The sequence below is a fragment of the Flavobacterium agrisoli genome, assembly GCF_016522065.1.
Lineage (GTDB): Bacteria > Bacteroidota > Bacteroidia > Flavobacteriales > Flavobacteriaceae > Flavobacterium > Flavobacterium agrisoli.
This window is the reverse complement of sequence record NZ_JAEHFV010000002.1, coordinates 464,627-484,597: the sequence shown is the minus strand read 5'-3', so window position 1 is coordinate 484,597 and position 19,971 is coordinate 464,627. Positions and strand designations below refer to the sequence as shown.

At 33.9% G+C, this 19,971-nt stretch carries 20 protein-coding genes; 11 read left to right on the top strand and 9 right to left on the bottom strand.

What is annotated here, in order from left to right:
* Positions 1-83: 83 nt before the first annotated feature.
* Positions 84-260: a twin-arginine translocase TatA/TatE family subunit gene (locus I5M07_RS07175; RefSeq protein ID WP_200105539.1), complete on the bottom strand. Its 177-nt coding sequence runs from the start codon at positions 258-260 to the stop codon at positions 84-86.
* A 209-nt stretch (positions 261-469) separates the two neighbouring features.
* Here I5M07_RS07175 and I5M07_RS07170 point away from each other — a divergent pair, with 209 nt between their 5' ends.
* From I5M07_RS07170 to I5M07_RS07150, 5 genes are all read left to right on the top strand, one after another.
* Positions 470-973, top strand: coding sequence for a peptidase (locus I5M07_RS07170; RefSeq protein WP_200105538.1), 504 nt, complete (start codon positions 470-472; stop codon positions 971-973).
* A gap of 1 nt (position 974) precedes the next feature.
* A complete protein-coding gene (locus I5M07_RS07165) occupies positions 975-2,465 on the top strand; it encodes a GH3 auxin-responsive promoter family protein (protein WP_200105537.1) in 1,491 nt (496 codons plus the stop codon).
* Positions 2,466-2,569: 104 nt separating this feature from the next.
* Positions 2,570-4,252 (top strand): DUF6909 family protein, encoded by a 1,683-nt coding sequence (locus I5M07_RS07160; protein ID WP_200105536.1) that lies wholly within the window; start codon positions 2,570-2,572, stop codon positions 4,250-4,252.
* Positions 4,253-4,294: 42 nt separating this feature from the next.
* Positions 4,295-5,278, top strand: a complete 984-nt coding sequence (locus tag I5M07_RS07155) for a UDP-glucuronic acid decarboxylase family protein (RefSeq protein WP_200105535.1) — start codon at positions 4,295-4,297, stop codon at positions 5,276-5,278.
* A gap of 194 nt (positions 5,279-5,472) precedes the next feature.
* Positions 5,473-6,825 carry an exopolysaccharide biosynthesis polyprenyl glycosylphosphotransferase gene (locus I5M07_RS07150; protein ID WP_200105534.1) on the top strand — a complete coding sequence of 451 codons (1,353 nt, stop codon included), beginning with the start codon at positions 5,473-5,475 and terminating at the stop codon, positions 6,823-6,825.
* On the opposite strand, the gene I5M07_RS07145 is transcribed toward I5M07_RS07150, so the two are convergent.
* The 3 genes from I5M07_RS07145 to I5M07_RS07135 form a co-directional block, all read right to left on the bottom strand.
* Positions 6,822-8,006 carry a glycosyltransferase family 4 protein gene (locus I5M07_RS07145; RefSeq protein WP_200105533.1) on the bottom strand — a complete coding sequence of 395 codons (1,185 nt, stop codon included), beginning with the start codon at positions 8,004-8,006 and terminating at the stop codon, positions 6,822-6,824. The two genes, I5M07_RS07150 and I5M07_RS07145, sit on opposite strands and share 4 nt — an antisense overlap.
* 109 nt (positions 8,007-8,115) lie before the next feature.
* The gene (wecB, locus tag I5M07_RS07140; RefSeq protein ID WP_200105532.1) at positions 8,116-9,201 is read right to left on the bottom strand and encodes a non-hydrolyzing UDP-N-acetylglucosamine 2-epimerase; all 1,086 of its coding nucleotides are present in this window, start codon (positions 9,199-9,201) and stop codon (positions 8,116-8,118) included.
* On the bottom strand, positions 9,198-10,523 hold the full coding sequence (locus tag I5M07_RS07135; RefSeq protein ID WP_200105531.1) for a phenylacetate--CoA ligase family protein: 1,326 nt from the start codon (positions 10,521-10,523) through the stop codon (positions 9,198-9,200). Before I5M07_RS07135 ends, wecB begins: the two co-directional genes overlap by 4 nt.
* 151 nt (positions 10,524-10,674) lie before the next feature.
* Between I5M07_RS07135 and purD the strand changes: the two genes are divergently transcribed.
* Entirely contained in the window at positions 10,675-11,946 is a 1,272-nt protein-coding gene (gene purD, locus I5M07_RS07130) for a phosphoribosylamine--glycine ligase (protein WP_200105530.1), read from the top strand.
* A 29-nt stretch (positions 11,947-11,975) separates the two neighbouring features.
* Here purD and I5M07_RS07125 read toward each other — a convergent pair whose 3' ends face one another.
* The 3 genes from I5M07_RS07125 to I5M07_RS07115 all read right to left on the bottom strand — a co-directional run bounded on the left by I5M07_RS07125 (position 11,976) and on the right by I5M07_RS07115 (position 13,056).
* Complete coding sequence (locus I5M07_RS07125) at positions 11,976-12,431, bottom strand: PIN domain-containing protein (RefSeq protein WP_200105529.1); 456 nt, start codon at positions 12,429-12,431, stop codon at positions 11,976-11,978.
* A gap of 3 nt (positions 12,432-12,434) precedes the next feature.
* Positions 12,435-12,707, bottom strand: coding sequence for a hypothetical protein (locus tag I5M07_RS07120; RefSeq protein WP_200105528.1), 273 nt, complete (start codon positions 12,705-12,707; stop codon positions 12,435-12,437).
* A gap of 118 nt (positions 12,708-12,825) precedes the next feature.
* Positions 12,826-13,056: a DUF6341 family protein gene (locus I5M07_RS07115; RefSeq protein ID WP_200105527.1), complete on the bottom strand. Its 231-nt coding sequence runs from the start codon at positions 13,054-13,056 to the stop codon at positions 12,826-12,828.
* A gap of 132 nt (positions 13,057-13,188) precedes the next feature.
* Here I5M07_RS07115 and I5M07_RS07110 point away from each other — a divergent pair, with 132 nt between their 5' ends.
* Positions 13,189-14,118, top strand: coding sequence for a DUF6427 family protein (locus I5M07_RS07110; RefSeq protein WP_200105526.1), 930 nt, complete (start codon positions 13,189-13,191; stop codon positions 14,116-14,118).
* Here I5M07_RS07110 and upp read toward each other — a convergent pair.
* Positions 14,113-14,766 (bottom strand): uracil phosphoribosyltransferase, encoded by a 654-nt coding sequence (upp, locus tag I5M07_RS07105; RefSeq protein WP_200105525.1) that lies wholly within the window; start codon positions 14,764-14,766, stop codon positions 14,113-14,115. The genes I5M07_RS07110 and upp overlap by 6 nt on opposite strands.
* A 108-nt stretch (positions 14,767-14,874) precedes the next feature.
* On the opposite strand from upp, the gene I5M07_RS07100 reads away from it, so the two are divergent.
* The gene (locus I5M07_RS07100) at positions 14,875-15,480 is read left to right on the top strand and encodes a DUF4254 domain-containing protein (RefSeq protein ID WP_200105524.1); all 606 of its coding nucleotides are present in this window, start codon (positions 14,875-14,877) and stop codon (positions 15,478-15,480) included.
* A 53-nt stretch (positions 15,481-15,533) separates the two neighbouring features.
* Complete coding sequence (locus I5M07_RS07095; RefSeq protein WP_200105523.1) at positions 15,534-16,538, top strand: glycosyltransferase family 9 protein; 1,005 nt, start codon at positions 15,534-15,536, stop codon at positions 16,536-16,538.
* A 35-nt stretch (positions 16,539-16,573) separates the two neighbouring features.
* Here the strand turns inward: I5M07_RS07095 and I5M07_RS07090 are convergent, their stop codons facing one another.
* Positions 16,574-17,626, bottom strand: coding sequence for a ferredoxin--NADP reductase (locus I5M07_RS07090; RefSeq protein WP_200105522.1), 1,053 nt, complete (start codon positions 17,624-17,626; stop codon positions 16,574-16,576).
* Between the two features lie 124 nt (positions 17,627-17,750).
* On the opposite strand from I5M07_RS07090, the gene I5M07_RS07085 reads away from it, so the two are divergent.
* Both I5M07_RS07085 and I5M07_RS07080 read left to right on the top strand, forming a co-directional pair.
* Positions 17,751-19,214, top strand: a complete 1,464-nt coding sequence (locus I5M07_RS07085) for a DUF5687 family protein (protein WP_200105521.1) — start codon at positions 17,751-17,753, stop codon at positions 19,212-19,214.
* 25 nt (positions 19,215-19,239) lie between these two features.
* Positions 19,240-19,935, top strand: a complete 696-nt coding sequence (locus tag I5M07_RS07080) for an ABC transporter ATP-binding protein (protein ID WP_200105520.1) — start codon at positions 19,240-19,242, stop codon at positions 19,933-19,935.
* Positions 19,936-19,971 lie beyond the last annotated feature (36 nt).

Sequence of the window (19,971 nt, the reverse complement as noted above, 5' to 3'; positions counted from 1 at the left end):
TTTTTAAATTTAAAAACAAAAAAAATCCAAACTGCAATTGTAAAAACAACAGTTTGGATTTTTAATAAAGAGTATTTAATTACTTACTCTTTCGAAGTATTTTCTTTTTTAGTAGTATCTTGATCGTCTTTAGCAGCGTTTTTAAATTCTTTAATTCCGCTTCCTAAACCTTTCATTAATTCTGGAATTTTTTTACCTCCAAAAAGCAATAAAATAACTGCAATTATAATAAGGATTTCTGTAACACCTAATCTTCCCATGATTAAAATAATTAATATGCCGTAGCCAATTGATATTTATTTAGGCAAAGGTAGGTAGAATTAGTTATAAACAAATGCAATTGCGCTCAAATATTTATTTTTAGCAGCGTTAAATATTTGATAAATTCTTATTTTATAGCATTTGATATTCCATTTCTAACGTTTTAGGACTAGTATAAATTAGTATATTTGCTTAGTAAATTATCACAATGTCCGACAAAAACAGCAAGAAAATACCCATCAAACATCGGTTGTTTAATAAACGCCGGTTGGTGATATTGAACGAAGACACATTTGAAGAAATAGTTTCGTTTAAACTTAATTTGATGAATGTTTTTGTAACGCTAACGCTCGGAGCCATATTTTTAATTTTAATTACCACATTTATTATTGCTTTTAGTCCGTTACGCGAATATATTCCGGGATATTCTTCGACCGAATTGAAAAAAAATGCCACCCAATTGGCTTTAAAATCCGATTCGTTGCAAACACTTTTACATCAAAATGAAGTGTATTTAAGATCGATCCAAAAAGTTTTAAAAGGCGAATTAGAATATGCGTCTTTCAATAAAGATTCTATTTTGGCAAGTGCCGAAGAAAACATTCCGTTAGAAGAAATGAAAGCAACACAAGCTGAAATGAATTTGCGAGAAAACGTTTCGAAAGAAGAAGCGGCAACTACAAAAAGCAAGACCAAAAAAACAAAAAAATAGCATGTCTATAAAATCAACTGCAGCCAAATTATTTGCCTATAAAATTTACTTTCAAACACGTGCTTGGGCTATGAAACCCGAGGAAACGCAAGCACAGGTTTTTCAAAGTTTAATCCGAAGTGCTACAAACACCGAATTTGGTAAAGACCATTATTTTGATCAAATCAAATCAGTCGAAGATTTTAGAAAACAAGTTCCCATTCGGGATTATGAAGATTTTAAATCCTATATCGAAAAAATTCGTTTGGGAGAAAAAGACATTCTCTGGAAAGGAAAACCACTTTATTTTGCCAAAACGTCCGGAACAACTTCGGGAGCCAAATACATTCCGCTAACCAAGGAGTCGATGCCGTTTCACATCGAAGCGTCACGAAATGCCATTTTGCATTACATACACGAAACCGGAAATGCTGATTTTGTGGATGGTAAAATGATTTTTTTACAAGGAAGTCCGATTTTGACCGAGAAAAACGGAATTAAATTCGGTCGTTTGTCGGGCATTGCAGCGCATTTTGTACCACAATATTTGCAACAAAACCGGTTGCCATCTTGGGAAACCAATTGCATTGAAGATTGGGAAACAAAAATTGACACTATTGTAGCCGAAACGATTGATCAAAACATGACGTTAATTTCGGGAATTCCGTCCTGGGTACAAATGTATTTTGAACGCTTGCAGCAAAACAGTGGTGGCAAAAAAATAGCCGAAATTTTCAAAAATTTTCAGCTTTTCATTTATGGCGGCGTTAATTTTGAACCCTACCGAGCCAAGTTTGAAAATTTAATCGGACGAAAAATGGACAGCGTTGAGGTGTTTCCTGCCTCTGAAGGATTTTTTGCGTATCAAGATACCCAAACCGAAAAAGGAATGTTGCTTTTATTGAATTCGGGTATTTTTTATGAATTCATCAAAGCCGATTCGTTTTTTGAAGAAAATCCCGAAAGAATTGGGGTGGGCGAGGTAGCACTTGGTGTTAATTATGCCATGATCATTTCCACCAATGCCGGTCTTTGGGGTTATAATATTGGCGATACCGTTCAGTTTACATCTTTAAAACCCCACCGAATTATTGTTTCGGGACGCATCAAACATTTTATTTCGGCTTTTGGAGAGCATGTTATTGGTAACGAAGTGGAGAATGCCATGAAACTAGCTATGGACGGAACCGATGTTCGCATTAATGAGTTTACCGTGGCGCCGCAAATTAATCCTATTTCGGGTTTGCCTTATCACGAATGGTTGATTGAATTTGAAAACGAACCAGCAGATTTAGAGCAATTTTCTCAAAAAATTGACGATGCCATGCGCCAACAAAATATTTATTATGACGATTTAATCACCGGTAATATTTTACGAAAAGTAGTCATTAGCAAAGTGGTAAAAAACGGTTTTCAGGATTATATGAAATCCATCGGGAAATTGGGCGGACAAAATAAAATTCCGCGATTAGCCAATCACCGCGAGATTGCGGATAAACTACAAATACTCTAAAAAAGAGGTTATTCTTAATCCAAATTTAACCAATGTATTTTACTAAATTCGCTTTACAAATACCGAAAGTTAGTATCTTTCTTTTGTTTTAAAATTAAAAAAATATGGCAGAAACCAAACACATATACCGCACTAGAGCGCAAGAATCATCGGCAGCAATTGAAAAAATGTACATTACAATGCGCCATTTATTTAATCGTGGTTTTTACAAACCAATGGGTGTTTCTGGCGATACTTTACGAGAAGCCTTATTGGCTTTACGTCCAGAAATTTACGGATTTATAGGCGATGAAAAAGTAGAATTAAACGGATTGCTGTACGTGATTGAACGTTTACCAATCGGAATTGAGCAATGCCGATTTATTAATTTAACTTCGGATGAAGGTTATTCTAAATCGCATTTTGAAGCCATTGTTCCACCCAAAAGAAAACGTAATTGTTACCGCATTGATGCTGAACAAATGAATGTGGAGATTACCCGAGGAAGATCGGATATTTATGATATTTTAACGCATTTGACGTTTATTTTTATCGAATCGCATAAAATTAAAAACCGTGTTTTATTAGATGATTCGGGCGAATTATCGCGCGATTGGTTAAAATTAGAAGCGGCCGTGCAACAAACCAAAAAACTCTCGCTGGTTGATAAAGAAATTGCTATTTCGCATGTTGCTAATGTGTTAGGTCGTGCTTTCGAAGAAATATTGGATATTTACGATGCATTTGCCTCAGAAAAAAATCCAGATCGCTTTTTGCATGTTATTTATTGGCTAGGAAAGTTAGCCATTGAAGAGGTTTTAGAAAACAACAAACGAACCATTACGTTTAGTCCGATTTTGAGAGAACGTTTGGGACATCATATTCACGGAGAAATTTGGGCTACGAATATCAAAGAAGTCCTGAAAGAACAACAACTTTTAGACCGTCCTATTCATGTTATTAGTGCCAATATGCACAGTGTTATGAATTCGCTTTTTGCAACGCCTTTGTTAAAATCAAAATTTAAAGGCAAAGCCGATTTTGTTATTTATGAAGAATTAAGCAAATCGGGTGCAAATGATATTCGAAAACAAGTAGCAACTTTGGCCGAAAAAAACGGAATGATTTTTTTACCCGACACTTCGGGGACGAATATCGATGTGCAAATTTTTGATACTGCTAAAATTGATTGGAGTCTAACGGCTTTTCCAAAAGCTAAAGTAAAAGAACCACAACCAGTAATTATTGTAATGGATTATGCTTTTGGAGAGCAAGCTTATGAAACGGTCGATGAGCTTTTAAAACCCTACAAAAAAGATACGTTGCTTAATGTACAATCGGTTTCGATTATGGGAAAAGCAGGAATTTTAGAAGGAGGAAAAGGAGATATTATGATTCCGACAGCGCATATAAACGAAGGGACGGCCGATAATTACTTTTTTGAAAACGAGCTTACGGGTGCTATGTTAGAAGGCAACGGGATCGACGTATACGAAGGTGCGATGGTAACTGTTTTAGGAACGTCGCTTCAAAATCGAGAATTGCTTAAGTTTTTTCATCAGTCCACTTGGGGTGTAATCGGTTTAGAAATGGAAGGATCGTATTATCAAAAAGCGATTCAATCAGCTTCTAAAATCAGAAAAAGCATTCCGAACAATGTTAAAGTTCGATATGCGTACTACGCCTCGGATAATCCGTTAGAAACAGGAAGCACCTTAGCTTCTGGTGGTTTAGGAACAACTGGGGTAAAACCTACTTATTTGATAACCATTAAAATATTAGAGCAAATTTTAAATGGTTCCAACTAACCCATTAAATGGGATAAATAAAAAATTATCCAAACGAATATTATGAAAAAAATACTTATTACCGGTGCTGCTGGTTTTTTAGGATCTCATTTATGCGATCGGTTTGTTCAAGAAGGCTATCATGTTATTGGGATGGATAATTTGATTACCGGCGATTTAAAAAACATTGAGCATCTGTTTAAACTAGAGCATTTTGAGTTTTACCATCACGATATTTCTAAGTTTGTACATGTACCGGGAGAGTTGGATTATATTTTACATTTTGCTTCTCCAGCCAGCCCAATCGATTATTTAAAAATTCCGATTCAAACGTTAAAGGTTGGATCGTTAGGAACACATAATTTGTTAGGTTTGGCACGGGTAAAAAATGCACGAATTTTGATTGCTTCAACTTCAGAAGTATACGGAGATCCTTTGGTACATCCTCAAACGGAAGAATATTACGGTAATGTCAACACAATTGGACCTCGAGGCGTTTACGATGAAGCGAAGCGTTTTCAAGAATCTATCACTATGGCATATCATACTTTTCATGGAGTTGAAACCCGAATTGTTCGTATTTTTAATACCTACGGACCAAGGATGAGACTGAATGACGGGCGCGTAATCCCTGCTTTTATTGGACAAGCGTTACGTGGAGAAGATTTGACCATTTTTGGTGACGGTATGCAAACACGTTCGTTTTGTTATGTAGATGATCAAGTGGAAGGAATTTTCAGATTGTTGCATTCGGATTATGTGTATCCTGTAAACATTGGAAATCCAGACGAAATTACCATTAAAGATTTTGCCGAAGAGATTATTAAATTAACCGCAACCAATCAAAAAGTGGTTTACCATCCGTTGCCTGTTAACGATCCTTTACAGCGACAACCCGATATTACCAAAGCAAAAGAAATTTTGGGTTGGGAACCCAAAGTTTCCAGAAGCGAAGGAATGAAAATTACTTATGAATATTTTAAATCCTTATCAAAGGAAGAGTTGTTGAAAGAAGAGCATAAAGATTTTTCTGATTATATTAAATAGTGACTTCAACGATTCATCATTATCCTGTTTCAAAAAGTATTAATTTTTAATAAATTAACTTTTTAGAGCGCATTCGTTTCATTTTATAACTAAAAAAGGGGATTATATTTTTATAAATACTGTATATTTCGGCATTTTGAAAAGGAGCTCAATTTTGATTTTTTTCATATCAAAACCAATATAAACAATACGCAATGCATACTAAGGCAGGAACATACTCCGGATATATTCGTCCATTTTCCTATGTAGCTGATATTGTAATACTTTGTCTTTTTGGTATTAATTTTATTATTTTTCCCGATTACCAAATACAACTGTATCTTACGTTAAGTTTTTGTTGGATTGTAATTGCGCTTCATTTAGGCTTTTATGAGGTGTATCGGTATACAAAGGTCATTAGCATTTTAAATTGTTCGGCCAAGCAATTTTTACTTTTTGGTGTTGCTTGTTTAGCGCTAGTTTATTTATTTACAGAAACGACAAGTTATATGACCGTTTTTTGTTATATGGCTAGTGTTTTTTTTACTGTTATAAGTCTCAAACTTTTTATTTTTTATTTTTTAAAAGAATACCGCTTGCTTTTTGGTGGTAATTTGAGAAGTGTTGTTTTAATTGGAAACGCCAAAAAAGTAGCGCCACTTCATTCTTTTTTTACTGAAAATTTAGAATACGGTTATAAAGTATGTCAGTCTTTTTCGCTTGAAAAGAATAACGATTTACAACTGCAAGAAGCACTTGATTATGTATCAATTCACGATACTGATGAGATATATTGTGCCATGTGCGATTTGAATGAAACTCAAATGGAACGTTTGGTTAATTTTGCCAATACACATTTTAAAACTTTAAAGTTTATTCCGGATGAGAGCCAAATTTTAAGCGGCAATTTTGCATTTCAATATTACGGTTATTTACCCATCTTAGCTTTACGTGATATTCGTTTAGATGAAAAGAATAACCAAATTGCAAAGCGGTTTTTTGATATTGTTTTTTCGTTATTAGTACTCGTTTTTATTTTAAGTTGGTTAACACCCCTTTTAGCTTTATTAATAATATTAGAGTCTCCAGGTCCTGTTTTTTACAAACATAAAAGAAATGGCTTAGGCAAACATGTATTTGAATGTTATAAATTTAGATCTATGCAACTAGTAGAGCAAGATGCTTATAATCCTGTTTCTAAAAATGATGTTAGGATTACCAAAGTTGGTAAATTTTTGCGGAAAACCAGTCTTGATGAGTTGCCTCAGTTTTATAATGTTTTAAGAGGTGATATGTCGGTAGTGGGACCCCGACCGCATATGTTGCTTTATACCGAACAATATGCTTTAAAGGTTAATAATTTTATGATTAGGCATTTTATCAAACCGGGTATAACAGGACTGGCGCAAACCCGTGGTTATAGAGGGGCTGTCGAAAAAGATTCGGATATTATCAACCGATACAAATATGATATTTTCTATATGGAAAATTGGTCTATTTTGTTGGATATAGAAATAATTTTGACCACAATATTCAACATCATCAAAGGAGATGATAAAGCGTATTAGAATGTTTTTTTATTAATTAAATATTTAATTTGAAAATCAAGATTAAACCGTTTTTTAGCAGTATCAAAAACTTTTTGCTTCATTATTTGTATTGTTTCTTTTCCTGTTTTTGATATTTCAATCAAAGCGTTATTTAAACTTTCAAAATTACCAACTTGGGCAATCCACCCTAAATTATTTTCTTTTACAATAATTTCGCCTTCACCGCCGCTAAAATAAAGAACAGGGAATCCCAAAGCACCATATTCAAATATTTTAGAAGGCACAGAACCATAAATTCTTGTTTTAAGAGGCACAAGTGCAATATCAAAAGATTGAAGCTTTTCGTGTAGAATATTTCGCTCTAACATTCCGTGAAAGAAGATTTTTTTCTCTGGATTTTGCTTAATCAAATTCTCGATTTGTGATTTCTCTGCTCCGTCTCCAAAAATATGTAATTCGATATTTAGATTTTGTAATTCGATATTTTTACACAATTCAAAAACACCTTGTGCTACACCCAATAATCCTGCATAAAATAGTTTAATAGGTTCATTTACATTCGATGTAAAATACATTCCAGTGGTTTGATGTTCGGGAAAATTGCGGTACAAATGACATTCTTTTTTTGGAAAAATAGAATGAATGTGAGTTATAATTTCGTTCGATTGACCGAAGATTAATGTGGCTTTCGAATAAATAGATCGTTCAAAAAACAATGACACTTTGTGTGATAAACTGTCTTTTTTCAAAGCATTTAATTCAACTGCCGCCAAAGGCCACAAATCCGAAACATTCAAAATTATTTTTTTACGCATTAGCGAAATAACCAAAACCGATACAAATGATAGCAATAAAGGAGGCGATTGAACGACAACTTTATGCGGTGTTTTTTTGCACAATAAATAGAAAAACAAAACAGAAGAAAACGACAAAACCGAAAGTGTTCTTTTGAAGATGTTTTTGCTGACACTTGGATAAATCCAAAGGCGTTTTACTGTAATATTTTGAAGAGTTTCGGTTACTGAAAACTTGCCTTTGTATTCCGGAAATAACTCTCCTTTTGGATAATTTCCCAACGGACAAAGCACAGAAACTTTGTAATTATTTTGATGTAATTTCTGGGCCAATTGCTCAATTCTATTAGCGGCAGCTCCTTTTTCAGGCGGATAATAATTCGATATGATGAGGATTTCTTCCATTATTTTGAACTCGTTAAACTGAATTTGTTTGTGTGTTTTTTGACACGAATTGGTAAAATTTTAGGCTATTATAAGTTCGTGTAAATTTGTGAAATTCGTGTTTAATCTTTTATTTTTGAAGTAGAATATCAATAATTCGTTCTGAAGCTTTTCCGTCCCAAAGTTCAGGAATTCCAGCTTTTCGTTTTCCATTTTTAAGGAATTCTCCAAATAATTTTTCTAAATTTTCTATTGAAGTTCCTACCAAAGTATTGGTTCCAATGCTTTGTGTTTCGGGTCTTTCTGTATTGTTTCGCATCGTAAAACACGGAATTCCCATAACAGTAGTTTCTTCCGAAATTCCTCCAGAATCCGTAATCACAGCAAAACTATTTTTGATGAGGTACATAAAGTTTAAATACCCTTGTGGCTCTACAAAAAGGATGTTTTTCAGTTCTAAATTCGTTTCACCTAAAATAGCTTTCGTTCTAGGATGAATTGGGAAAATTACTTTTTTACCGTCAGCCATTTTGTCGATTCCTTGAAGCAATTTAATTAAGGATTGTTCTTGATCCACGTTCGATGGGCGATGCAAGGTAAGTATGATGTAATTTCTAGTTTCTAATTCAAATTCATTCCAAAAAATCGGTTCAAAAATTCGATCTAAATTTTGGTATAAAGTATCTATCATTACATTACCAACAAAATGAATATTGGCTGGATCAACGCCATATTTCAATAAATTTTCGGAAGCTAAAGTTGAGGTTGTAAAGAAATAATCGGTAATGCTATCAGTAACAATTCGGTTGATTTCTTCTGGCATTGTCATATCGCCAGACCGTATTCCAGCTTCGACGTGAGCGACTTTTATGTTTTGTTTTTTGGCTACAATCGCACAAGCCATTGTCGAATTGACATCGCCAACGACTAAAACCAAATCACAAGGATTTTGTTGTAATTCTTTTTCAAAAGCAATCATAATAGCCCCAGTTTGTTCTGCTTGTGAACCGCTTTTTACTTCTAAATTTGAATTAGGTTTCGGAATATTTAATTCTTCAAAAAAAGTATCGCTTAAGTTTTTATCATAATGTTGTCCCGTATGCACTAAACGATAAGAAATAGTAGCCCCTTCGTTTTGCTTTTTTTCAATCGCTTTGATGATGGGTGCGATTTTGATAAAATTAGGTCTTGCGCCTGTGACTAAGGTGATTTTCATTCTGCTTTTTCTTTTATTAACGAAACGAATTGTTTCAATTTGCCGCTTTTGCTTCGTTCCAGTTTTTCTTTTCTAACGAATGTAAAAATCAATCCTTTTTCCAAATATAAGGCAATTGCGGCTTCAATTTTCTGAATTTGTGTCAAATTCAATTCTATTTCGCTCACATAATCAACCTCAAAAGTATTGATTTTGGTTTGTTTGATGACAAATTCTTTCACATTACCATTGTCTTCGATAATGCTTTTTGTTATGTAATAAAATGTTAATCCGGGCGCTTTTTTACCGCTGGGTAAAAGGGCAAAATCATTGGTTCGTCCGATTAGTTTTTTTAGAATGGGTTTTTGAGGCGTGCTTTTTTCGTCTAAGATTCCAATATCACCAATTTCGTATCGAATAAACGGATGTGCGGTGTTAAATAACGAAGTAATCACCACTTTTCCCTGCATTCCATACGGAACGGCTTGGTTGTTTTCGTCTAGAATTTCAACAAAAAGTGTTTCCGCATTCACCTGCCATTCGCCTTGCGGATTTTCAAAAGCAATCAAATCCAACTCCGATGCGCCATATTCGTTCACAATCGGAATTCCCAATTGATTTTCTAACAATATTCTATCGTTTTCAAACAACATTTCAGAAGTGACGATGCAAACTTTTAAAGTAGGACAAATGGATTTTAAAACGATGTTTTTTTGCTGTAAAAATTTGGCAAATAAAACAATTGAAGAAGTATAACCGTTAATGTAGTCGAATTTTTGGGTTCTAAATTTATCTAAAAATCCTTCTAAAATTGTATCTGATAAGTCAAAAACAGGAAATCGATACCGATGCGATAAAAAGTCTTTCAAACGTTCTTTTTGGTAACCGATAGAATCCCGTGGCATTCCGTAAAAACGAGCTTGATAGGAATGATTAAAATCGATTCCGTGCCAGCCAAAACGCAACATATTTGATGCCCAAGTTAACGCATGACTGTATTTGTCTTTGGCAAAAATAAAAGGCGTTCCGCTAGAACCAGAAGTTTTATTAACAAAGCAATTTTGCTTTGTAAACCCTTTTGATAACCGATTTAGTAAAGGCTGTTGTAAGTCGGATTTGCTTAAAACGGGTAACTCTTGCCAATTTTCGGGAACCGTTTCGCCGAGTACTTTTTTGTAAAAAGGATTATTTTGAAAATGAAAAGCAACGATTTTCTTTTTTTTTCGATCTAAAAAAGAAAGATAATCCGGCTCGGATAAATTTAAAATATGTTGCAGTTCAGATTTTGCCTTATTTATCGGAAAACCGTTGAGTTGCAAGGAAACATCAAAAAGAGCAAACATACCGTTACATTTTAGTCAAAAATAAAATAACAAGCCGATTTTACCACTACCCGAAGCAAGTTTTTAATATTAAATTATTTTTTACGCCTAAAAGAAATTATTTTTGTACCGTCTTTTAAAAGACCGAAAAACAATTAAATATATCGAAAACATGACAATTTTATTATTAGGTTCTGGAGGTAGAGAGCATGCTTTTGCCTGGAAAATGACACAAAGTGCCTTATGCGAAAAACTTTTTGTTGCACCTGGAAATGCCGGAACAGCTGCCATTGCACAGAATGTAAATATTAGTCCAACCGATTTTGAGGCTTTGAAAACCTTTGTACTTCAAGAAAAAGTAGACATGGTAGTAGTGGGACCCGAAGATCCATTAGTAAAAGGCGTGTACGATTATTTTAAAAACGACGAAAGTTTACAACATATTCCTGTGATCGGTCCTTCTAAATTGGGCGCCACGCTTGAAGGAAGTAAAGAATTTGCTAAAGAATTTATGATGCGTCATAACGTTCCTACTGCAGCATACGATAGTTTTACTGCCGAAACGGTAGAAAATGGTTGTGCTTTTTTAGAAACGTTGCAACCACCTTATGTATTAAAAGCAGATGGTTTGGCTGCCGGAAAAGGCGTTTTAATTATTCAGGATTTAGAAGAAGCCAAAACCGAATTACGAAATATGTTGGTGAATCAAAAATTTGGAGAAGCCAGTGCCAAAGTGGTAATTGAAGAATTTTTAGATGGAATTGAGTTGAGCTGTTTTGTTTTAACCGACGGGAAAAGTTACAAAATTTTACCGATGGCTAAGGATTACAAGCGAATTGGCGAAGGAGATACCGGTTTGAATACAGGCGGAATGGGAGCTGTGTCGCCTGTGCCTTTTGCCGATGCTGAATTTATGGAAAAAATCGAAACCCGAATTGTAAAACCTACTATAGACGGTTTTGTAAAAGACGGAATTGATTATAAAGGATTTGTTTTTATCGGATTGATAAAAGTAAATAATGAGCCATTGGTGATTGAATACAATGTGCGAATGGGTGATCCAGAAACCGAAGTGGTCATTCCGCGTTTAGAATCGGATTTAGTAGCCTTGTTTCAAGCAGTAGCCAAACAAGAGTTAGACCAGTTTGAATTGAAAATTGATCCACGAAGTGCTACTACGGTGATGGTTGTTTCGGGTGGTTACCCCGAAGATTATGAAAAAGGGAAAGTGATTTCTGGACTAGAAACGATTTCAGAATCCATTGTGTTTCATGCGGGTACTACTTTAAAAGACAATCAAGTGGTTACTAACGGTGGTCGTGTTATTGCAGTAACTTCTTTTGGAAATGATTTTAAAGCAGCAGTACAACAATCCTACGCTAATATTTCCAAATTCGAATTTGAAAAAATGTATTTCCGACGTGATATTGGAAACGATTTATAAAAGGAAAAGCTGCTTTCGAGCGGCTTTTTTTATTTAAAATCTTGATTTCTTCTTTTTATCATATCATATACTTTAATGCCATTGGCATTTGCATAATCAGATAGTTTCGTGTCAGAAGTTATAATAAAATTACATTTTTCGGCCAATTGTAAAATAAGCGAATCAGTAATGCCAATTTCTGAAAAATATTCAGAATTTATAGATTGAGAGGTTGATAAATAATTTTCAGTTGTTTTTTCTATCAATTGTTTTAAATTATTGATATAATGATATTTATTATTTCCTGAAAAATTGTTTAATAAATTATCTACTTCCGTCCAAATATTTGGAAGTACTATTAGATTTTCTATATTTTCAATGACTTTTATTAAATTATAGAAGTCATTTTTAGTGTAAAGCGACGTTCGTTTATGCTTTTCTATTAAGTTTTCGTCAATTAAACCGACAATTAGAACAACTAATGCATTGGTATCAAATAAAATCATAATTTATGGAGTATACATGTAAAAACCCTTAAATTCTTTTTTATCTGTTATTTTTAGTTTTTTATAAATTCTTTCATAAGGAAAATTTTGTGATAATTGCGAAAAAGGGGATGTTCCTTTATTGTTGTTTTCTGTTAGATAAGAAACAACTATTTCCCAAATATCATCGTTTTCATTGTATTCAGCTTGTTCTAATCTAAAATCAATAAAAGAATCAGGTAGTATATCTGATATTTCTTTTTCTGCAATTTGATAAAGTTCTTTTAAAGCAATCATTATTGTTTATTTTTTGAATTAATAATGTTTTATAAAATTAGTAATTAAAACAATTTCATTCAAAAAAAAGTCCCAATCAAATGATTAGGACTTTTTTGTATTTTGAATTCTGAAAAAATTATTTCAAAAATGAGTGTGCTGTTGTATCTTGGTTTTCGGTACCGGCATCATCAAAAATACGCAATTGTTTGATCCAATATACGATCGCACAGGCGCAGATAATCATAAAAATCCAGTTAATGGTATTGGCACCAAACCAAGTTTGAAGTTCTAAAGAACGTAAAAAATCAAGTGGAGCAAATAAAAAATCTACAAAAAGAGATTGTATTCCTTCAAAAAAAGCTTTCATAACTTATACTATTATTATGTTATTTATTGTTTTATAACGAATTGAAGTCGATTGTGAATCTTTTTCCAACAAGTTAGTTTCGTTTTTTAAACAAGTATTATATTTACAGTCACAAAAGTATAAAATATCCGTATGATTACAAGCATTTTTAAAAAATCTACACCATTAAATTATTCCTTAATCATAATTTTGATGTTGTTGTTCTTTTTTATCTACCAATTTCAAGATCTTTCTTGGTTTGGTTCGGTGTTTGGCATCGCAGAAAAGATCGGATTATTATTGCTTATTTTTGGTTCTTTTTTGTTAACCAATTTCATTACAAAAAAAAACGGACTCAGTAAAGACAATACTTACGTGTTGTTTTTTAATTTTTTACTCTTGCTTTTTTTTCCCGATTCGTTTAGTAAACCGAATATTATTTTAGCCAATTTTTTTCTATTATTGGCCTTGCGACGTTTGTTGTCTTTGCAATCCTTAAAATCGGCCAAAGAAAAAATATTTGATGCTTCGTTGTGGATTTTAGTGGCTTCGTTGTTCCAATTTTGGTGTATTTTGTTTTTAGTATTGGTTTTTATTTCCATTATTTTTCACGTTTCGGGCGATTATCGTAATTGGATTTTGCCACTTATCGCTTTTTTTACCGTCGGAACTCTTTTTTTGGTAGCAGCTTTAATTTTCAATATTGATATTCTTTCTTTTTATCAAAATAGAGCTTTAGTTTATTTTCGCATTTCCTATTTCACCAATAATGCCCAAAATTGGGCGCTTTCTATTTATTTTACCGTAACCCTGTTTTTTGTATTGTCGATGTTAACGACCTTGTCCAAAAGACCGTTGTTGCTGCATGCTTCGTACAAAAAAGTCTTGGCCTATTTTTTTATTGCAGTTTTGGTTTATCTCATTTCGCCAAATAAAAGCAACGATTTATTGGTTTTTACCGTAGCGCCATTAGCTATTATGGCAACAAGTCACATTGAATTTGTACAGCATAAAATTAACAACGAATTGACGTTTGCCGTGTTGATTTTATGTAGCGTAGTGGTCTTTTTTGCGCAGTTATAATTTCGTTCCGTACGCCAAGTCGCCAGCATCTCCTAAACCAGGGACAATGTATTTTTTCTCGTTTAAATGACTATCTAAAGCACCCACCCAAAGCTGACAATTGTCGGGCAATTGTTCTTGTAAATAAGCAATTCCTTCGGGTGCGGCAATCACAACAGCAATATGAATTTCGGTAGGGTTGGCATTCTGCATCAATTTGTTAAAAACAGCGACTAACGAATGTCCCGTGGCCAACATGGGGTCCACTAACAAAAGGGTTTTGTCTGTTAAAGCATTCAAAGCTTGGTACTCAACCAAAATTTCAAATTCGGCATCGCCGTTGGGATGGTGTCGGCTAGCAGATACAAAACTATTTTCGGCCGAATCAAAATAATTTAAAAATCCCGTGTGTAGGGGCAAACCCGCTCTTAAAATGGAGCAAAGTACCAATTTATTTGCAATTTCGGTAGTTTCTTTGATGCCGAGCGGTGTTTGAATTTGAACGGATTTGTATTGCAGTTTTTTGCTGATTTCGTAAGCCATAACTTCGCCAATGCGTTCGATATTTCGTCTAAAACGCATGCTGTCATTTTGAACGCTAGTATTTCGTATTTGCGCTAAAAAATGATTTAACACACTATTGTTTTCAGATAAATAATGAATTTTCATAAGCTGTATGCAATGCGCTAGAAGCTGAGTTTATTTAAACTTTACCAAATTTTTTAGAAGTATAAATGTATAAAAAGTATCTTTGTAACTCTAATTAAATAAAAAATCATGTTTTCTAAATTAGCTTATTCTGTTTTTGAGCAAAGTATCCAAGATTATCATCAATTTGATAACGTAGATCAACCCATCAACAATCCTTATCCAAAAGATAAATTTGAGCATTTGTTGTACTTAAAAAATTGGATTGATACGGTTCAATGGCATTTTGAAGATATTATTCGTGATCCGCAAATTGATCCGGTTGCAGCGCTTACTTTAAAACGAAGAATAGATGCTTCTAACCAAGAACGCACTGATATGGTAGAGTATATTGATAGTTATTTTTTGCAAAAATACAGTCATATTGTACCCAAAGCCAATGCCAAAATCAACTCCGAAAGTCCGGCTTGGGCTTTTGATCGATTGTCTATTTTGGCGCTAAAAATTTATCACATGCAAGAAGAAGTGAATCGCACCGATGCATCGGCAGCTCACAAAGATAAATGCCAAGAGAAATTAAATATTTTATTGGAGCAACGTTCGGATTTGTCTACCGCTATTGAAGAATTGTTAACCGACATCGAAAACGGAGATAAATTCATGAAAGTGTACAAACAAATGAAAATGTACAACGACGATGATTTGAATCCGGTTTTGTATCAAAACAAAAAATAATTTTAGCTTCGATTTTCAGTCAATTGTCTAAAAAAACTACAAATATTGCCGTCATGCGACTCTCTGCAATGGGAGATGTTGCCATGACGGTTCCTGTTTTAAGGGCGTTAGTAACACAATATCCCAATGTGAATTTAGTGGTAATTTCTAGACCTTTTTTTAAACCTTTTTTTAACGGAATACCCCATCTTACTTTTTTTGCTTTTGATGAAAAAAAAAGGCACAAAGGGTTGCTGGGTTTGTATCGATTATACCGTGATTTAAAAGTATTTCAAATTGATGCTTTTGCCGATTTACACAACGTATTGCGCTCTAAAATAGTCCGAAATTTATTTGCGTTGAGTGGCAAAAAAGTTGCTTTTGTTGATAAAGGACGACAGGGTAAAAAAGAACTTACTCGAGCTGAAAACAAGGTTTTCAAACCACAACCCAGCATGTTTTCCAGACATCAAAAGGTGTTGGAAGAGTTGGGTTTTCCTATTGATTTGCAAAATCCCATTTTTCCTGAAAAATCCGATTTAACCGATGAAATTCTGGCAATTACGGGCTTAAAAACAGAAAAATGGATAGGCATTGCTCCTTTTGCACAATACGATTCAAAGGTATATCCGCACGATTTGATGCAAGAGGTTTTGGTTGGATTGGCTGCGGAGGATTGCAAAATCTTTTTATTTGGCGGTGGAAAAAAAGAAAGCGAACTGTTAGCATCCTGGGCAAAACCTTTTGAAAATGTCTTTTCGGTGGCTGGAAAAATCAAGTTGGAACAAGAATTACAGTTAATAAGTAATTTGGATGTTATGCTTTCAATGGATTCTGGCAATGCACATCTTGCTGCTATGCTGGGTGTAAAAGTAGTCACACTTTGGGGAGCCACGCATCCTTATGCTGGATTTTTACCGTTTAATCAATCAATGGAAAATGCATTAGTTTCTGATCGAGAAAAATATCCTTTACTACCAACTTCGGTTTATGGAAACAAAAAAGTGGCGGGTTATGATGATGCTATGCGAACGATTCTTCCAAATTTAGTTATACAAAAAATCCAATCGCTGTTGTAAAAGATTGGATTTTTAAGTTTTATAGCAAGATGGTTTTACACATCATCAAAATCAACAAAAATAACATCTGAGGTAGGATGAGCTTGGCAGCTTAAAACTAATCCTTCGGCGATTTCGCTATCGGTTAAAATAGAATTTTTAACCATTTCGGCAGTTCCTTGGGTAATGCGACAAAGGCAACTGCTGCAAATACCTCCTTGGCAAGAATACGGGGCATCTACGCCTTGTTTGAGTGCTGCATCTAAAATGGTTTGTTTTTGCGACATTTCGAAGGTGACTTCTTCATCATCGACTAAAACCGTAATTTTGGTATGACCTTCATGATTGGCAGCGGCTTCATTTTCCTGTGCTGAAGAGGTAAAAAGTTCAAACTTAATGGCCGAATCTTTTACATTTTTTTCTTTTAAAATTCCGGTTACCGTAGTAATCATTTCTTCGGGACCACACAAATAGAATTTATCAAACTCTAAGGCAGCATGTTTGTTATTGAGCACATAATTAACCGTCGATTTTTCAATTCGGCCAAAAAGCGCATTTTCTACTTTGGCCTGACTGAAAACATAATGCACGAACAAACGTCCTACATATTGCAATTGTAAATCGTGAAGTTCTTGATAAAATATCGTGTCTTCCACGGTTTTGTTGTTGTAAACCAAAACAAAACTACTTTGTGGCTCGCTTTTTAAAACCGATTTTATGATTGCCATTACGGGCGTAATTCCGCTACCACCCACAAAAGCGGCATAATTTTTTTGTCTATCAGAATCGGGTTCAAAGGTAAATTTACCTTCGGGTTCACCTACTTCTAAAACGGCACCTTCTTTTAGCTGCGTATTGGCAAATTGCGAAAATAATCCGTTTTTAACCGCTTTTACCGCAATGCGCAATTCATCACTTTCTGGAGCCGAACAAATAGAATAAGCGCGTCTAATCTCTTGATTATCAAGTGTTAATTTTAAATTTACATATTGTCCTGCCGTAAATTTATATTCGTTTTTAAATTCGGCAGGAACATTAAAAAGGATGGAAACAGCGGCTGGTGTTTCGCGTTTTATTTCTTTTATGATTAGTTTTCTAAATGACGGCATAAGGCAAATTTTTGTGCAAAAATAAGTAACAACCACTAAAATTAAGTATGAATTGGGAATATTTTAATTTTGATGTAATATTTTCTTACATTTAGCAACCAATTTAAAAACCAAAACGTTAACTATGTTTTTCAAATTTATTTACCTCGAATGGAAATCGTTTTTACGATCGGCTTCCTTTGGAACCAATTTGGCTTTAAAAATTTTAATGGCCTTTTTAGTAATTTATTTTACCCTTATTTTTTTGGCTATGGGTGTAGGCGCCTTTTATGTGCTTAAAAAAATGAATTTAGAACCTTTGGTCACTGTCAATAAATTTTTGTTTTATTATTTGTTTGCCGATTTGGTGTTTCGACTTATTTTTCAAGCTATTCCTGTAGTCAATATCAAGCCGTTGTTGGTGATGAATATTCAAAAAAACACCATTGTGCATTTTTCGCTTTGGAAAACTTTTTTATCCTTTTTTAATTGGATTCATGCTTTTTTCTTTTTGCCTTTTTCGGTCGTATTATTGCTAGAGGGGTATGATGTTATTGGTGTTTTGGCTTGGACTTTGGCGATGTTCTGTTTTATTTATGCCAATAATTTTCTGAATTTGATTCTCAACAACATCGATAAATTATTTGCTGTTTTTTTTGTAATTGTTACCGTTTTTGCCGGATTGCAGTACTACGATATTTTTGATATAACCGATTATACAGGCACTTTTTTTCAGCAGTTTTATGAAAACCCGATTTGGATTTGCATTCCTTTGGTTATCGTTTCTGTTTTGTATGTTTTTACTTTTCGATTCTTCAAACAAAATTTATACTTAGATGCTGGTTTGGCTTTGAAACAAGAACAAGCAAAAACGCAAGATTTAAGTTGGCTCAATCAATTTGGAACAATTGGAACTTTTTTAAAAAACGATATCAAATTGATTATGCGAAACAAACGTTCTAAAACGACCGTTTTTATGAGTGTTTTGTTTTTATTTTATGGGCTCATCTTTTTTTCGCCCGGAATGCATCAACCTAAAGTTATGCATGTTTTTGCAGGGATTTTTGTTTCGGGCGGGTTTTTGTTTGTTTTTGGTCAATTTGTTCCGAGTTGGGACAGTTCTTATTACCAATTGATGATGACGCAAAACATTCCGTATCGCGGTTATTTAAATGCCAAATGGTGGTTGATTGTAATTGTAACGGCAATTAGCACCGTTTTGGCCTCGTTTTATATTTTTTTTGGATGGGAATACTACCTGATGATTGTGGTGGGTGCCATTTATAATATTGGAATCAATTCGCAATTGGTACTTTTGGGTGGTGCGTATACCAAAACGCCAATCGATTTAACATCGAGCAACGGTGCTTTTGGAGACAAAAAAGCCTTTAATATGAGCGCCATGTTGCTTACCATTCCTAAATTATTGGTTCCTGTTTTGTTATACGGTGTCGGATTGCATTTTAATAACGAAAACCTAGGACTTCTATTAGTAGCCTTAACGGGTATACTCGGTTTTGTGTTTCGCAACAAGGTATTTTCGTTTATCGAAAGCAAATACAAAACAGAAAAATATTCGACAATTGCCGCTTACAAACAAAAAAAATAATCTTTTTCAAAAAACGCAAATCACCATGATACAGGTACAAAATCTTTCAAAATCATATAACGGAAATATTGTTTTAAAAATTGATAATTTAGAAATTCCAAAAGGTCAGAGTTTTGGTTTGGTGGGTAACAATGGAGCCGGAAAAACCACTTTTTTTAGCTTATTACTCGATTTGATTCGACCAACAACAGGCTTTGTAAACAATAATGGAGTACAGGTAAATACCGATGAAAGTTGGAAATCCTTTACAGGTTCGTTTTTGGATGAAAACTTTTTAATTGGCTATTTAACGCCCGAAGAATATTTTTATTTCATAGGCGATTTACACGGACAAAACAAAGCCGATGTGGATGCTTTATTAAACGATTATGTAGAATTTTTCAACGGCGAAATTTTAAATAATAAAAAATACCTTCGTGATTTATCCAAAGGTAATCAAAAGAAAGTCGGTATTATTGCCACTTTAATTGGTCGGCCAGAAGTAGTTATTTTGGATGAACCTTTTGCCAATTTAGATCCAACCACAGTAAATCGGTTAAAAAAAATAATCAAAAAATTAGCCGAAAATCCCGATGTAACGGTTCTGGTTTCGAGTCACGATTTGCAACATACCGTAGAAGTTTGTGATAGAATTGTGGCCTTAAATAAAGGCGAAATTGTAAAAGACATCCAAACATCAACTGAGACCCTACAAGAATTGGAAGTGTTTTTTGCGGTTTAAATTTCGATATCTCGAAAAGAAATGTATTTTTACAGG

Excerpts from the sequence above, each read along its gene's own strand:
- I5M07_RS07095 (WP_200105523.1), top strand. The coding sequence starts at position 15,534 with ATGCGACTCTCTGCAATGGGAGATGTTGCCATGACGGTTCCTGTTTTA.
- I5M07_RS07085 (WP_200105521.1), top strand. The coding sequence starts at position 17,751 with ATGTTTTTCAAATTTATTTACCTCGAATGGAAATCGTTTTTACGATCG.
- I5M07_RS07090 (WP_200105522.1), bottom strand. The coding sequence starts at position 17,626 with ATGCCGTCATTTAGAAAACTAATCATAAAAGAAATAAAACGCGAAACA.
- I5M07_RS07110 (WP_200105526.1), top strand. The coding sequence starts at position 13,189 with ATGATTACAAGCATTTTTAAAAAATCTACACCATTAAATTATTCCTTA.
- I5M07_RS07080 (WP_200105520.1), top strand. The coding sequence starts at position 19,240 with ATGATACAGGTACAAAATCTTTCAAAATCATATAACGGAAATATTGTT.
- I5M07_RS07125 (WP_200105529.1), bottom strand. The coding sequence starts at position 12,431 with ATGATTTTATTTGATACCAATGCATTAGTTGTTCTAATTGTCGGTTTA.
- I5M07_RS07120 (WP_200105528.1), bottom strand. The coding sequence starts at position 12,707 with ATGATTGCTTTAAAAGAACTTTATCAAATTGCAGAAAAAGAAATATCA.
- I5M07_RS07165 (WP_200105537.1), top strand. The coding sequence starts at position 975 with ATGTCTATAAAATCAACTGCAGCCAAATTATTTGCCTATAAAATTTAC.
- I5M07_RS07155 (WP_200105535.1), top strand. The coding sequence starts at position 4,295 with ATGAAAAAAATACTTATTACCGGTGCTGCTGGTTTTTTAGGATCTCAT.
- upp (WP_200105525.1), bottom strand. The coding sequence starts at position 14,766 with ATGAAAATTCATTATTTATCTGAAAACAATAGTGTGTTAAATCATTTT.
- I5M07_RS07135 (WP_200105531.1), bottom strand. The coding sequence starts at position 10,523 with ATGTTTGCTCTTTTTGATGTTTCCTTGCAACTCAACGGTTTTCCGATA.
- purD (WP_200105530.1), top strand. The coding sequence starts at position 10,675 with ATGACAATTTTATTATTAGGTTCTGGAGGTAGAGAGCATGCTTTTGCC.
- I5M07_RS07115 (WP_200105527.1), bottom strand. The coding sequence starts at position 13,056 with ATGAAAGCTTTTTTTGAAGGAATACAATCTCTTTTTGTAGATTTTTTA.
- I5M07_RS07145 (WP_200105533.1), bottom strand. The coding sequence starts at position 8,006 with ATGGAAGAAATCCTCATCATATCGAATTATTATCCGCCTGAAAAAGGA.
- I5M07_RS07170 (WP_200105538.1), top strand. The coding sequence starts at position 470 with ATGTCCGACAAAAACAGCAAGAAAATACCCATCAAACATCGGTTGTTT.
- I5M07_RS07175 (WP_200105539.1), bottom strand. The coding sequence starts at position 260 with ATGGGAAGATTAGGTGTTACAGAAATCCTTATTATAATTGCAGTTATT.
- wecB (WP_200105532.1), bottom strand. The coding sequence starts at position 9,201 with ATGAAAATCACCTTAGTCACAGGCGCAAGACCTAATTTTATCAAAATC.
- I5M07_RS07100 (WP_200105524.1), top strand. The coding sequence starts at position 14,875 with ATGTTTTCTAAATTAGCTTATTCTGTTTTTGAGCAAAGTATCCAAGAT.
- I5M07_RS07160 (WP_200105536.1), top strand. The coding sequence starts at position 2,570 with ATGGCAGAAACCAAACACATATACCGCACTAGAGCGCAAGAATCATCG.
- I5M07_RS07150 (WP_200105534.1), top strand. The coding sequence starts at position 5,473 with ATGCATACTAAGGCAGGAACATACTCCGGATATATTCGTCCATTTTCC.